12 protein-coding genes are annotated in these 13,702 nt (G+C 70.5%); 1 reads left to right on the plus strand and 11 read right to left on the minus strand.

Features of this window, described 5'->3' with window-relative positions; all coding sequences use genetic code 11:
• Nucleotides 1-220: 220 nt before the first annotated feature.
• The 11 genes from ACFV6V_RS11670 to ACFV6V_RS11720 form a co-directional block, all read right to left on the minus strand.
• Nucleotides 221-1,321 carry a polyprenyl synthetase family protein gene (locus tag ACFV6V_RS11670; protein ID WP_361280597.1) on the minus strand — a complete coding sequence of 367 codons (1,101 nt, stop codon included), beginning with the start codon at nt 1,319-1,321 and terminating at the stop codon, nt 221-223.
• Nucleotides 1,318-2,709: a hydroxysqualene dehydroxylase HpnE gene (gene hpnE, locus ACFV6V_RS11675; protein ID WP_385562580.1), complete on the minus strand. Its 1,392-nt coding sequence runs from the start codon at nt 2,707-2,709 to the stop codon at nt 1,318-1,320. Before hpnE ends, ACFV6V_RS11670 begins: the two co-directional genes overlap by 4 nt.
• Before the next feature lie 319 nt (nt 2,710-3,028).
• Nucleotides 3,029-3,979 (minus strand): presqualene diphosphate synthase HpnD, encoded by a 951-nt coding sequence (hpnD, locus tag ACFV6V_RS11680; protein ID WP_385562583.1) that lies wholly within the window; start codon nt 3,977-3,979, stop codon nt 3,029-3,031.
• A gap of 8 nt (nt 3,980-3,987) precedes the next feature.
• On the minus strand, nt 3,988-4,926 hold the full coding sequence (hpnC, locus tag ACFV6V_RS11685; protein ID WP_385562586.1) for a squalene synthase HpnC: 939 nt from the start codon (nt 4,924-4,926) through the stop codon (nt 3,988-3,990).
• Between the two features lie 321 nt (nt 4,927-5,247).
• Nucleotides 5,248-6,042 carry an ABC transporter ATP-binding protein gene (locus ACFV6V_RS11690; protein WP_385562589.1) on the minus strand — a complete coding sequence of 265 codons (795 nt, stop codon included), beginning with the start codon at nt 6,040-6,042 and terminating at the stop codon, nt 5,248-5,250.
• A complete protein-coding gene (locus ACFV6V_RS11695) occupies nt 6,035-6,964 on the minus strand; it encodes an ABC transporter permease (RefSeq protein WP_385562592.1) in 930 nt (309 codons plus the stop codon). Before ACFV6V_RS11695 ends, ACFV6V_RS11690 begins: the two co-directional genes overlap by 8 nt.
• A gap of 98 nt (nt 6,965-7,062) precedes the next feature.
• Entirely contained in the window at nt 7,063-7,941 is an 879-nt protein-coding gene (locus tag ACFV6V_RS11700; protein WP_385562653.1) for a glycosyltransferase family 2 protein, read from the minus strand.
• A 16-nt stretch (nt 7,942-7,957) separates the two neighbouring features.
• The gene (locus ACFV6V_RS11705; RefSeq protein WP_385562595.1) at nt 7,958-8,737 is read right to left on the minus strand and encodes a CDP-alcohol phosphatidyltransferase family protein; all 780 of its coding nucleotides are present in this window, start codon (nt 8,735-8,737) and stop codon (nt 7,958-7,960) included.
• A complete protein-coding gene (locus ACFV6V_RS11710) occupies nt 8,715-9,779 on the minus strand; it encodes an iron-containing alcohol dehydrogenase family protein (protein WP_361280588.1) in 1,065 nt (354 codons plus the stop codon). Before ACFV6V_RS11710 ends, ACFV6V_RS11705 begins: the two co-directional genes overlap by 23 nt.
• The gene (locus ACFV6V_RS11715) at nt 9,767-10,504 is read right to left on the minus strand and encodes a sugar phosphate nucleotidyltransferase (protein WP_385562598.1); all 738 of its coding nucleotides are present in this window, start codon (nt 10,502-10,504) and stop codon (nt 9,767-9,769) included. The genes ACFV6V_RS11710 and ACFV6V_RS11715 overlap by 13 nt, the downstream gene beginning before the upstream one ends.
• On the minus strand, nt 10,501-12,363 hold the full coding sequence (locus ACFV6V_RS11720; protein WP_385562656.1) for a DUF5941 domain-containing protein: 1,863 nt from the start codon (nt 12,361-12,363) through the stop codon (nt 10,501-10,503). The genes ACFV6V_RS11715 and ACFV6V_RS11720 overlap by 4 nt, the downstream gene beginning before the upstream one ends.
• 225 nt (nt 12,364-12,588) lie before the next feature.
• Here ACFV6V_RS11720 and galE point away from each other — a divergent pair, with 225 nt between their 5' ends.
• The gene (galE, locus tag ACFV6V_RS11725; RefSeq protein WP_385562601.1) at nt 12,589-13,572 is read left to right on the plus strand and encodes a UDP-glucose 4-epimerase GalE; all 984 of its coding nucleotides are present in this window, start codon (nt 12,589-12,591) and stop codon (nt 13,570-13,572) included.
• Nucleotides 13,573-13,702 lie beyond the last annotated feature (130 nt).

Genomic DNA, 13,702 nt, shown 5'->3' on the forward strand with positions numbered 1-13,702 from the left:
CTTCCGTGGGGGGTGGGTTAATTGGCGCCCCCTTCGTGCTGTCGTATCTCTGCGGCTGGGGGTGTGCCGTCGGCCGGTGCGGTCTGGGCCCCGGGCCGGCGACTGCGAGCTCATATGCGATTGGGGGTGATCATCTCTCGTGCGGTGTTCTCTCTCGCCTGATCGGCTTCGCGACCGGCCATGTGATCGGCTGCGTGAGGGGCGCTCCGTACCGCCGCCGTCATCTCTTGCGCACGACCACGAAGTCGGCGAGCGCGACGAGCTGCGCCCTGACCCGGTCCGGCATCTCGATCCGGTCCAGCGCGCCCACCGCGATCGCGTGCTGCCTGCGAGCCTCGTCGGCGGTCCACTCACGACCGCCGGCTTCCTCGATCAGGGCCGCCCTGGTGGCGAACTCCTCCTCGGAGAAGCTGTCGAAGTCACTGCTCTTCGCGTCGGCGGCGAGCAGTTCACCCAGCCGCTCGGACGCGGGGCCGCCCGCGGCGAGCGCGGCGACGACCGGCAGCGACTTCTTGCGCTGACGCAGGTCGCTCCAGGTCTGCTTGCCGGTCGACTCGGGGTCGCCCCAGATGCCGAGCAGGTCGTCCACGGCCTGGAAGGCGAGTCCGAGGTGGTAGCCGTAGGTCTCCAGGGTGTCGGCGGTGTGGTCGTCGGCGCCGCCGAGCACCGCGCCGATCGACACCGCACAGGCGAGCAGCGCGCCCGTCTTGTTGCCCTCCATCTCCAGGCACTCCTCGACGGTGACCCGCTCGCGGTGCTCGAAGGAGATGTCCTGGGCCTGGCCGTCGATGAGCCCCCGGGTGGCCGCGGTCAGCCTGCGGGTGGCACGCCCCGCCTCGACCGTGCCGAGTTCCAGCAGGATCTCGTTGGCCAGGGCGAAGAGCGCGTCGCCGACCAGGATGGCCTGGGCCGGTCCGTGCACCTTCCACACCGTGTCGCGGTGGCGGCGCTGCTCGTCACCGTCCATCAGATCGTCGTGGAGCAGCGAGAAGTTGTGCACCAGTTCGACGGCGACGGCACCGGGAACACCGACTTCGGGGGCCGCCCCGGCCACCTCGGCGGACAGCAGCGCGAGGGCCGGCCGCACGGCCTTGCCGCCGTCGCCGTCGGCGGGACGTCCTTGGGCGTCGATCCAGCCGAAGTGGTAGGCGGCGACGGTGTCCATGGGCTGCGCGAGCCGGTCCACGGCAGCGCGCAGCACCGGGGTGGACAGGGTCCGCCCGCGCTCGAGCAGCGCGGTGACGTCCACGGTGTCAACAGCCGGGTTCGCCGAGGGCGCAGTCGGCACTTTCTCTCCTCTGGTTCCAGTGCTCGGTGTCATGCCGCCTCCTTGAGCGGATGTTCATGGGGGCGGCCGAGATCGGTCAGCGCGGCGGCGGCGGCGCTGATACCGCTGCGCACAGCGCCCTCCATGGTCGCGGGCCAGCCGGTGGCGGTCCACGAGCCGGCCAGGTACAGGCCGGATGCGCGGGTGCGCGCGGCGGGCCGCAGCCTGCCGACGCCTGGGGTGGGGGCGAAGGTGGCGGTGCGCTCCCGGGTGACGAAGAAGTCCCGCACCTCCGCGCCGTACGCGGCGGGCAGCAGCCGTTCCAGCTCGGGCAGATAGCGCTCGCGCAGTGCGGTGACCGAGGCGTCGATCTCGTCGTGTGCGGCGGACTGGGAGAGGGCCAGATACTGGCCTTGGGCAAGCCCTGAGGCATCCGTGCGGTCGAAGACCCACTGGACGGGACTGCCCAGTGCGGCGAAGAACGGCCGGCGCAGCACCTTGCGGTCGTAGACCACATGGATGTTGAGGATCGGTGCGGTGCCGATGTCGAGAAGCCGGTCCGGCTGGTCGAGCGCGCCTTCGGGCAGCAGGGCGTGTGTCTCGCGCTGGGGAACGGCCAGAACGACGGTGTCCGCGTCGAGAGTCAGGGTGCCTGCTGTGACGTTCCAGCGGCCGTCCTCGGTGCGGATGACGGCACTGGCACGAGTACGTAGTTCGGTGCGCACCCCGGCACAGTCGAGGACCTTGCGGGCCAGCGTGTCATGGAGGTCACCGAGCGGGACCCGGGCCCAGCCGATGTCGGCGGCCCCCGGTGCGGAGAGCAGTCCGGTCTTGAAGACCATCGCGGCGAGGCCCAGGGACGCGTGGTCCGCCGTGGCGTTGAGGGTCGCCACACCGACGAGGTCCCACAGGGCCTCGATGGCACGCCGGGACTGGCCGTGCCGGCCGAGCCAGGTGGCGAAGTCGAGGGTGTCCAGGGCGGGGTCGGCGGGGTCGAGCCGCCCGAGCGCGAGCGCGGCCCGCCCGACGGCCGCCCGCTCGGCGAGCGAGAGGTGCGGATATCCGGCCAGGCTGCCGGCGAGGTGCAGCGGCACGGGCAGCGCGGTGCGGCGCAGGTGCCCGAGGCGCGGACGGCGTGGATCGGCGACATCGAGCACGGGCACGTCGAGCCGGTCCTGGAGCGGGGCCAGACGTGCGCCGTCGACCCGGTCGAGGAACCAGCGGTAGGCGGTGCAGCACCGCAGATACACGTGCTGGCCGTTGTCGACGCTCAGCTCACCTCGCCGGAACGAGAACGCGAGACCGCCCAGGCGCGGCCGGTTCTCGACCAGGGTGACGCGCAGTCCCGAGTCGGCGAGCCGCAGGGCAGCGGTGACACCTGCGAGTCCACCGCCGACCACCACCGCATGCGGCTGTGCCGCCGTGGCGCCATGTGCCGTCATGGGCCCTCCCCGTCATCGAAGCGCGGGGGGTACGACCGCGTTGCTCCGGCCCGCGTATCCCCCGTCGTGGTTCCCCGCATCGCACTGGACAAAGACGCGGCGATATCGCGGAGGGTTGCACCCCGGTCACCGGCGTGCGGGGGACACGGTACACAAGGAGCTACACATCGGGCACTGAGAGCACGCCCGTCACAGGGGTCACCGGGTTCACGGCGGGAGTGGCGGGTCCCGAAAGGCAGTGATGCCCGGGCGTCACGGGCGGCGCGGGTGGTACGGGCGTGACCGGAAGCACGGGCAGTACCGGAAGCACGGGGCCGCATCAGGTGCGCCTCCTGACGGCCTGCGGCAGGACGCTCCGGGAGACATGCCGGGCGTCGAAACCCGACAGTCCGCGGACCGCCACGAAGGCCTTCTCCCGGCCCGGCAGCGAGACCCGGCCGCGCAGCACGGCCTCGGGGTCGCGCTCGATGCGGTCGAGCAGCCGCCGGTAGATCCCGGCCATGGCCGCCACACAGGCCCCGCTGCGCCGGTCGAGCATGGGCAGCAGCCGGTAGCCCTCCACGAACAGGCCCCGGGCACGCCGCACTTCGTAGTGCACCAGGCCGGCGAAGTCCGCGCCGTCGGGCGGCACCGGGCTGCTGAGGCCCGTGGAGCAGCCGAACTTGGCGAGGTCGTCGGAAGGCAGATAGGTGCGGCCGCCCGCAGCGTCCTCGCGGATGTCCCGGAGGATGTTGGTGAGCTGGAGGGCAAGCCCCAGCGTGTCGGCGTACTCGGATGCGCGGTCTGCGCCGCGCGCGCCGGGCTGCGTGCCGAACACACCGAGCGAGAGCCGGCCGATGGCGCCCGCGACACACCGGCAGTAGATCTTGAGGTCGTCCCAGGTCTCATAGGTCTCGCCACGGACGTCCATGAGGACCCCGTCGATCAGCTCGTCCAGTCCGCCGAGCGGGATCGGGAAACGGCGCGCCGCGTCGGCGAGCGCCACGGCCACCGGGTCGGTGTCGTCCTCGTCGACCTTGTCACCGCGGATCCTGCTGAGGAGTTCACGGGTCGACTCGAGCCGCTCGCGTTTGGCCGGCTCGCCGAGGCCGCCGTCACCGATGTCGTCGACCCGGCGGGAGAAGGCATACAGCGCGGACATGGCCTGTCGCTTGTCCGGAGGCAGCAGCCGGATCCCGTAGGCGAAGTTGCGTGCCTGCTGTCCGGTGACGGCCTCGCAGTAGCTGTACGCGGCCCGTACCGGCGCGGACATGGGCGGGTGTCCCTCCATGCTTCGGCTCACCCCTCTCTGCTGGCTCTGCGCACGACAGCTCCCACTTCGCGCACGAGTTGCGCCCTGGTCGGTGCGGGTGGTCCGGGGAGTACGTCATACCCGGCCGCCTCGATCGCCGCGAGGGCGGCGCGCCCACCGCCCACAAATCCGGCGAGCAGCAGCCTGAGCCTGCCGTGCACGGAAGCCACGAGCGGAATGCCCTCGTCGAGCAGCCGCCCGGCGCGCTCGGCCTCGAAGGCGACGAGCTCGCGCACCCGCTCGCTCGCGGTCGGCGCCGCGAGATCGGCCTCACTCACCCGGAACCGTTTCATGTCGTCGGCGGGGAGGTAGATCCGGTCGGCGGCCAGGTCCTCCGCGATGTCCTGCAGGTGTTCCACGATCTGGAGCGCGGTGCAGACGGTGTCGGACAGGCGGACCCGCTCGGGGCTGGTGGTGCCGGTGACGGCGAGCACGAGCCGGCCCACCGGATTCGCGGACAGCGCGCAGTAGGCGACGAGGTCCTCGTAGGTCTCGTAGCGGCTGACGAACTGGTCCTGACGGTTGGCCTCGATCAGTCCGGTGAACGGCTCGGGGGCGAGCGAGTGGCGGCGGACGGTGGGCACCAGGGCCCGGAGCAGCGGATGGCGCGGGGGGCCCCCGCCCTCCACGGAGCCATCTCCGTCCCGGAAGACCCGCCGCAGATCGCCCTCGAAGGCGTCCAGCACCATGAGCCGGTCCTGCGCCTGCCCCGGGTCGAGGCCGAGGTGGGCGGCGTCCGCCCCGTCGGGTGCGAGGTCTCCGTCACCGATGTCGTCGACGAGCCGGGCGTAGCCGTACAGGGCCATCAGATCGTCGCGCCAGGCCCGCGGCAGAAAGAAGGGGGCCACGGGAAAGTTCTCGTGGGCGGCCTTGTCCAGTGTGGTGCGCGGGGCGGCGTCGGGGCGCACCTGTCTGGTTCCCGTCACGTCGGGCTGCCCGCTGCGGGGACGGCGCCGTACACGCGGAGCTGGAGATCTTCCGTCATAGCCGTCACATCTCCCGTTCTACACTGCCGACCCAATACATCCTATTTCGGACACGCCGCCGTGAATCAGCACCGTTACAGCTTACGTTGTACAGCCCCCGAGTCCGGGACGGGGTGCTGCGAGCGTTACAAGAACACTGCGATCCGCGACCAACCACCCCAGGGGGCACAGGAATTGACGACTCTTTAAGCCACTGACCCGGTGCGGGGCCCCACCGGAACGATCCGGTGGGGCCCCGCTGCCGTGCTCGCCCGACCGGGGCTACTTCCCGGTCTCCTTCTCGTACGCCTTGAGGACCTCGGCGGTCGGCCCGTCCATCAGCAGCTCGCCCTTCTCCAGCCACAGCACCCGGTCGCAGGTGTCCCGGATGGAGCCCAGGCTGTGGCTCACCAGGAAGACCGTGCCCGCATGCTCGCGCAGCTCACGGATGCGCTCCTCCGAGCGGATCTGGAACTTGCGGTCACCGGTGGCCAGCGCCTCGTCGATCATGAGGACGTCGTGGTCCTTGGCTGCGGCGATGGCGAACCGCAGACGGGCGCCCATACCGGAGGAGTACGTGCGCATCGGCAGCGTGATGAAGTCGCCCTTCTCGTTGATACCGGAGAAGTCGACGATGCCCTGGTAGCGCTCCCGCACCTCCTCGCGCGACATGCCCATGGCGAGACCGCCGAGGATGACGTTGCGCTCACCGGTCAGATCGCCCATCAGCGCCGCGTTCACACCCAGCAGGGAGGGCTGGCCGTCGGTGTAGACCTTCCCGCTCTCCGTGGGCAGCAGCCCGGCGATGGCACGCAGCAGGGTCGACTTGCCGGAGCCGTTGGTGCCGATGAGCCCGATGGCCTCGCCGCGGTAGGCGGTGAAGGAGACACCGCGCACCGCGTGCACCTTGCGCACTCCGCGCGCCTCCTCGCGGTCGCGCTTGAGTATCCGGCTCAGCGCGGCGGTGGCACTGCCTTTCCCGCCGCTCGCGCCGTTGACGCGGTACACGATGTGGACGTCGTCGGCGATGACGGTGGGCACGCGTGCGCCACCCGGGGTCCTGATCTCGTCAGCCACGGCCGTACCGCTCCTCCGCCTTCCAGAAGTACACGAACCCGACGACGCCCAGCAGGACGGCCCAGGCCAGGGCCGCGAACCAGACGTGCGACGGCAGGTTCGACTTGTCGTACCCGTCGATCAGAGCGAACCGCATCAGGTCCATGTAGACGGCCGCCGGGTTGTACATCAGCACGTCGGCGATCCAGCTCGGCTTGCCCTTGAGCATCTCCTGGATCGAGAACATCACCCCGGATCCGTACATCCAGGTACGCATGATGAACGGCATCAGCTGGGCCAGGTCGGGGGTGTTGCTGCCCCAGCGGGCCATGATCAGCGCGAGGCCGACATTGAACACGAACTGGAGCGCGAGCGCCGGAACCACCAGCAGCCAGCTGAGCGAGGGGTAGCTGCCGAACGCGACCGCGACGAGCACCAGCACGATCATCGAGAACAACAGCTGCTGGAGCTGCTGGAGCGCGAAGGAGATGGGCAGCGAGGCACGCGGGAAGTGCAGGGCCCTCACCAGGCCCAGATTGCCGGAGATCGCCCGTACGCCCGCCATCACCGAGGTCTGGGTGAAGGTGAACACGAACACACCCGTCACCAGGAACGGGATGTAGACCTCCTTCGACATCCCGCGCCCCGCTCCGAGGATGAGCCCGAAGATCAGGTAGTAGACGAACGCGTTGAGCAGCGGAGTCGCCACCTGCCACAGCTGGCCGAGCTTGGCCTGGCTGTACTGGGCCGTGAGCTTCGCCGACGAGAAGGCGAGGATGAAGTGGCGGCGGCCCCAGAGCTGCCTGACGTACTCGAAGAGCCCCGGTCGGGCACCGCTCACCGTGAGGCCGTACTTGGCGGCCAGCTCCGCCGGCTTCAGCCCGGCGTCGGGAGATGGCGGGGCGGCCGTCACGATCGCACCGTCATGGGTTGTGTCACTCACAAGTTGAAACTTTCGTGTTCAAGATGCGCGTCAGTTGGGGGCTCAGGTGGCGGCCAGGACCCGGATCGCGCCCGATGCTCTCGGACGACCACGGTCCGTCACACGACGGGTGGTCGGCCCAGCCTTGTCAGCCGCCATACCGTACGCCACTTCATGGGCCTGCGGGGCCCGCAGGGAGTCGTCCAGCCTTCCTTGAATCCACCGAACCACGCCTTGAGCGCCGACAGCGAGGGACGCCTGGCGAGTGTGAGAAGAATCCAGACGCCGAGGTACAGCGGCACCAGCGGCGCGGGCAGATTGCGACGAGCCAGCCACACCCGGTTACGGGCCACCATGCGGTGGTAGACCGCGTGCCGCGACGGCGGTGTCGTCGGGTGGTTCAGCACCATGTCGGAGCGGTAGTCGATCATCCAGCCGGCGTCCAGGGCCCGCCAGGCGAGGTCCGTCTCCTCATGGGCGTAGAAGAACTCGTCCGGGAGCCCGCCGACCTCGGCGACGACCTTGGTCCGGACGGCGTTGGCACCGCCCAGGAAGGTCGTCACCCGCGAGGAGCGCATCGGGTCGGACGCCCTCAGCCGCGGCACGTGACGGCGCTGGGTGGCGCCGGTCTCCGGGTCGGCGATCCGGAAGCTGACGATGCCCAGGGCCGGGTCGTCGGTGAACGCCCGGCGGACCAGCTCCGCGGTGTCGTTGTTCGGCAGCAGACCGTCGTCGTCGAGGAAGAGCAGCGCGTCGACCTCCGTACCGGACGGCCCGAAGGCCTCGATACCCACGTTCCGCCCGCCCGGGATGCCCAGGTTCTCGGGCAGGTCCACGGTCCGTACGAACGGGAAGTCGTCCACGCCGGTCACCGGAGCGCCGTTGCCGACCACGACCACCTCGACCGGGTCGCCCTCCTGCTTGGCGACGGATTCGAGCAGGGCGCGCAGATCGTCGGGACGGTTGCCCATCGTGATGATGACGGCACCGAGTTTCATGCTGTTGGTCATGCGCTCACCTCAGCCTGCTGGAGACGAGGATGGACACCAGGTGCAGCACCGTCTGGAGCAGCGCGACAGCGGCCAGCACGGCGACGCCGAGGCGGGAGAAGAACAGATCGCCCCGGATCTGGTCGGCGATGGCGAGCACCAGGATGAGCAGCGAGGCCTCGATGCCGAGCACCAGCCTGTGGAACTTCAGCGCGGCGGCCGCCCGGCGGGCGAGCGCCATCCCCGACGAGCGCGGCTCGGCCGCCGCGTCCTTCACCGGCTCCATCCCGGCCTGGTGCCGGGCCACCCCGACCAGATCGGTCTCAGCCTTGATCAGGATCGCACCGAGCGCCGCGAGGGTACCGAGGAAGGCCCACAGCCAGTCGATCCCACCGCCGCTCCACAGGTCCGCCGCGCGCAGGCCGAAACCGACCAGGACCGCGGCGTCGCACAGATAGGCACCGACCCGGTCCAGGTACACGCCGGACAGGGAGTACTGCTTCTTCCAGCGGGCGACCTCGCCGTCCACACAGTCCAGCAGCAGGTAGAGCTGGACCATGACGACGCCGAGCACGGCGCCCCAGATGCCCGGCACCAGGAGCGCGGGCAGGGCCAGCACACCGGCCAGGGTCATCAGATAGGTCAGCTGGTTCGGGGTGACCTTGGTGGTGACCAGCAGGCGGGTGATGCGCAGCGAGATCTCCCGCATGTAGAGGCGTCCGCCCCAGTGCTCGCCGCTGCGCCGGTCCTTCACACCCGCCGGGTGCACGACCGGGCGGAGCTCAGCTACGGATGGTCTTGGCATAGTCGGCGTACGCGTCCCTGATCTGGTCGGTGGACAGGTCGAGGTGCTCGAGGATGGTGAAGCGTCCCGGGCGCGTCTGCGGCGCGTACTCGACGGCGCGCACGAACTCCTCGGACGAGAAGCCCATCTCGTCGGGCAGCACCGGCAGCCCGTGCCGGCGGAGCACCTCGGCGAACAGCGCGGACTGCTCATGGGCGCCGCGCAGGTGCATCGCGAAGGCGGCTCCGAGCCCGGCCTGCTCGCCGTGGCTGGCTGCCCGCGTGGGGTAGAGCAGGTCGAAGGCATGGCTGATCTCGTGGCAGGCCCCGGAGGAGGGACGCGAGTCGCCGCTGATCGACATGGCGATACCGGAGAGGACAAGCGCCTCGGCGAGCACCGTCAGGAACTCGTCGTCGCCGACGCCCCCGGGGTGGCGCAGCACGGCCTCGCCCGCGGTCCGGGCCATCGCGGCGGCCAGTCCGTCGACGGACTCCCCGGTGATCTTGTGGGACAGCTCCCAGTCGGCGATCGCGGAGATGTTGGAGATCGCGTCGCCGATGCCCGAGCGGACGAACCTGACCGGGGCCTCGCGCACCACGTCCAGGTCGATCACCATGGCGATCGGCGAGGGGACTCCGTACGAACCGCGCCCGTTGTCGTTGTCCAGGATGGAGATGGGCGAGCACAGACCGTCGTGGGCCAGGTTGGTGGCAACAGCCACCAGGGGCAGGCCCACCCGCGCCGCGGCGTACTTCGCCACGTCGATGATCTTGCCGCCGCCGAGGCCGACGACCGCGTCGTAGCGGCGCTTGCCCTTGATCTCGTCGGCCAGCCTGACCGCCGAGTCGATGGTGCCGTCCGCGACCTCGTACCAGTCGGCGCCGGGCAGCACGGGGGCGAGCCGCTCGCGCAGGGCCTGGCCCGAGCCGTTGCTGATCGCGAACGCCAGCTCGCCCGACGCGGAGATCCGCTGGTCGGCCAGCAGGCCGGCCAGATCGTCCATCGCCCCGCAGCTGATGTCGACGACGACCGGCGAGGGAATGAGCCGGGTCAGTACTGGCACGCGATCTCACGGCCCTTCGCGAGGTCGTCGTGGTTGTCGATCTCGACCCACTTGACGTCACCGATCGGCGCCACGTCGATGGTGAAGCCGCGGTTGACGAGCTCCTGGTAGCCGTCCTCGTAGTAGAGGTCGGGGTCGCGCTCGAAGGTGGTCCTCAGCGCGTCGGCGAGTTCTTCCGCGGCATCGGGCTCGATCAGGGTGACGCCGATGTACTCGCCCGTGGCGGTGGCGGGGTCCATCAGCTTGGTGATCCTCCGCACGCCCTCGCCGTCGGCGGTGATCACCTTCATCTCCTCGTCGGCGAGCTGCTTCACCGTGTCGAGGGCGAGGATGATCTTCTGGCCGCTGCCACGCGCGGCGAGCAGGGTGTGCTCCACGGAGACCGGGTGCACGGTGTCGCCGTTGGCGAGGATCACGCCCTGCTTCAGCACGTCACGGGCGCACCACAGGGAGTAGGCGTTGTTCCACTCCTCCGCCTTGTCGTTGTCGATCAGGGTGAGCTTCAGGCCGTACGTGGCCTCCAGCTCGTCCTTGCGCGCATACACGGCCTCCTTGCGGTAGCCGACGACGATGGCGACCTCGGTGAGGCCGATCTCGCTGAAGTTCCGGAGCGTGAGGTCGAGGACCGACAGGTCCCCGTTCACGGGCACGAGGGCCTTCGGAAGCGTGTCGGTGTACGGACGCAGACGCCGTCCTGCACCGGCTGCCAGTACGAGGCCGATCATGCGGGTTCTCCTTCGTCATGTACGGCGGGTGCTCCGGCGGAGACCCAGAAGCGGATGGACTCCACGAGCACCACCAGGGCCACGACCACCGCGAACACCGTGAGCGCGACGGTGAAGCCGGAGCCCTGCGCCACCAGTGCGGCGGCGAGGACCGACACCGCGAGTGTGCGGCCCTCGTGGCCGCCGATGGTGCGCACCAGCCAGGCAGGCGGCGCGCCGGTGCCACCTCGGATGCGGTACACCGTGTCGTAGTGATGGTAGGCGACTGCCGCGACCAGACCGAAAGCCGCAGGCAACGCCCCGTTCACCTCGGACCGGGCGGCGAGCAGCAGGATCACGCTGTATTCGGTGGCCCGGAAGACCGGGGGCACGAGCCAGTCAAGGGCTCCCTTGAGGGGGCGGGCGACCGCGAGGCCCGAGGTCGCGACGTACAGCGCGGCCGCGGCGACCGGCCACCAGCTGCCGGGGGCGCTGAAGGCGGCGGCGCACACGACGACGGCGCCGCCGGCCGTGGCGATCAGGAGGGTCGCGATGCCGGGCAGGCCGCGCGCCACCCCGGTGAAGGCTGCCGCGAAGCTCTCGGCGAGCCGGCCTGAGTCGGCGAGGTCCGCGAGGGCCTGGGCGGCGCGGTCGGTCCTGGTGGCCTTGCGGGTCACCGAGCGCAGCACCCGGCCGGCGGTGGTGTACAGGGCGGCGAAGGAGCAGCCGACGAGCAGCGCGTAGAAGACGATCCGGGGCGTGGTCACGGCCGTCAGCACGGCGATCATGGCCCACCGCTCCCCGATCGGCAGCACGATCATGCGGCGTACCCAGACCGTCCAGCCGACGCTGTCGAGCCGGTCCGAGAGCGCGGCCGTGGGACTCGTGTTGGCGGTTGCGTCGTGATTGGCCTCGTTGAACGAGAAGTCCACGACGTGCCGGCAGGTCTGGAGCACCATCGCGCCGAGGGCCAGGGCCCAGACGTCGTCCCCGTTCCTGGCTGCACCGAGGGCGAGGCCCGCGTAGAAGGCGTATTCCTTGGCCCGGTCGAAGGTGGCGTCGAGCCAGGCCCCCATCGTCGAGTACTTCAGGGCGTAGCGGGCGAGCTGCCCGTCGGTGCAGTCCAGGACGAAGGAGAAGAGAAGCAGGAAGCCGGCGGCGACATAGCCGCCCCGGGTGCCGGTGGCGGCGGCGCCCGCCGCTATCAGCGCGGTGATCAGCGAGGCCGTGGTGACCTGGTTGGGGGTCAGTCCGCGGCGGGCGCACCAGCGGGCGATATAGCGCGAGTACGGGCTGATGCAGAAGGTGGTGAAGAAGCCGTCCCGGGACTTCACCGCGGTACGCAGCCGTACGGCCTCGTCGTCCACGGCGGCGATGGCCTGCCGGGCCTCGCTGCGTGCCTGGGGGTCCTGCGGCACGGTCGAGACGAGCGAGCCGAGCTCGGGCCGGTGCGGGGTGACGCCCTCGGCGGCGAGCGCGTCGGCGATCCGGTCGGCGAGCACGTCGGCCCGGTCCATGGCGGGGTGAGCGGTGTCCGGGCTGATGGCGGACGGGGCCCCGCCGGTGGACGCGGGGGTCTCCCCGGTCGTCGCGCGCAGGGCGCTCAGCAGCGCGGTACGCGCTTCCGGCTGGGCCGTCACCGCGCCCGGCACGGCAGCGGCCGGGAAGCGCGGGTCCGTCAGCCCGAGACGCAGGGCATGCACATGGCCAATGAGGCGCGGGTCCACGACGGCGACCCGTTCGCCGGACGGGACGGCGGCGATGAGCGCTGCGGTCCCGTCGGCACCGGAGGCCGTACGGACGTCGAAGCCCAGCGACCTCAGATCGCCTTCGAGCGGCGATCCGGGTACCGGCGTGCCGGTGAGGATGGCGGTCGACAGACGGACTCACTCCTTGGCGCTGATCGGTGATCGTGCACGGCGGCCCGGTACCCGGACGGCGGCATGTCGGCTGAGGCTATCGGATGCCCGGAATCCCGAGCTCACCGAGGTTTGGGTGCCGTGGGGGCGCCTCGACCCCACTCCCCCTAGATCATCAACGATCGGCACCCCGACCGACAAACGCGCACGGTGGGACCGGTGCGGCCGGGCCGTAGGGTGGCGGCCATGACATGGCTGATTACAGGTGGAGCGGGTTATATCGGGGCCCATGTGGCGGGCGCCATGGCCGCGGCCGGGGAGCAGGTCGTCGTACTCGACGACGTCTCGACCGGAATCCCGGGGCGGCTTCCCGACGGAGTGCCCCTGGTGCGGGGGTCTGTGCTCGACCGGGAGGCCCTCGACCGTGTGCTCGCCGAGCACGCGGTCACGGGTGTGGTGCATCTCGCGGCGAAGAAGCAGGTCGGGGAGTCCGTGGAGCAGCCGCTGCGCTACTACGCCGACAATGTGCACGGACTGACGGTGCTGCTCGATGCCGTGGTCGCCGCGGGCGTGCGGCGCTTCCTGTTCTCCTCGTCCGCCGCCGTCTACGGGGTGCCCGATGCGGAACTCATCACGGAGGACACCCCGGCCGTGCCGATCAACCCGTACGGCGAGACAAAGCTCGCCGGTGAATGGCTGGTCAGGGCGGCCGGGCAGGCCCACGGTATCGCCACGGCCTGTCTGCGGTACTTCAATGTGGCGGGCACCGCCAGGCCCGAGCTCGCCGACACCGGGGTGTTCAACATCATTCCGATGTTCTTCGACCGGATCACCCGCGGTGAGGCTCCGCGGATCTTCGGTGACGACTACCCGACCCCGGACGGCACCTGCATCCGCGACTACATCCATGTCGCGGACCTGGCCGACGCGCACCTGACGGTGGCCCGCCGGCTGGCCGCGCAGCACGGAGCGGGCGACCTCACCGTGAATGTCGGCCGCGGCGAGGGCGTATCGGTCCGGGAGCTCGCCCGGCTGGTGGCCGAGGTGACGGGGCACGGCATCCCGGCGGTCGTGGCGCCGCGCCGGCCGGGTGACGCCGCACAGGCCGTGGCCTCGGTCGAACGGATCGGCAGGGAGCTGGGCTGGACGGCCGGGCGCGGGGTGCGCGAGATGGTCGAATCGGCCTGGGACGGCTGGCTGCTGCACCACCCCGAAGCTGCCGCCCGCTGATGGTCACCACGCTCTGACCTGCGGACGTAACCGCAGGTCAGAGCATATGACAACGGTGTTCAACGTCGTGTTGCCCGATACCCCCCACCCGTAGTTCACTGGGCCCCGGTTGGCCAATCGGACAGATCAC

Origin of the sequence: Streptomyces sp. NPDC059828, from assembly GCF_042731955.1 — a bacterium.
Lineage (GTDB): Bacteria > Actinomycetota > Actinomycetes > Streptomycetales > Streptomycetaceae > Streptomyces.

Coding starts and splice junctions, on each gene's coding strand:
- hpnE (WP_385562580.1), bottom strand. CDS start 2,709: ATGACGGCACATGGCGCCACGGCGGCACAGCCGCATGCGGTGGTGGTC.
- ACFV6V_RS11670 (WP_361280597.1), bottom strand. CDS start 1,321: ATGACACCGAGCACTGGAACCAGAGGAGAGAAAGTGCCGACTGCGCCC.
- ACFV6V_RS11705 (WP_385562595.1), bottom strand. CDS start 8,737: ATGCCAAGACCATCCGTAGCTGAGCTCCGCCCGGTCGTGCACCCGGCG.
- galE (WP_385562601.1), top strand. CDS start 12,589: ATGACATGGCTGATTACAGGTGGAGCGGGTTATATCGGGGCCCATGTG.
- ACFV6V_RS11700 (WP_385562653.1), bottom strand. CDS start 7,941: ATGAAACTCGGTGCCGTCATCATCACGATGGGCAACCGTCCCGACGAT.
- ACFV6V_RS11715 (WP_385562598.1), bottom strand. CDS start 10,504: ATGATCGGCCTCGTACTGGCAGCCGGTGCAGGACGGCGTCTGCGTCCG.
- hpnD (WP_385562583.1), bottom strand. CDS start 3,979: ATGGAGGGACACCCGCCCATGTCCGCGCCGGTACGGGCCGCGTACAGC.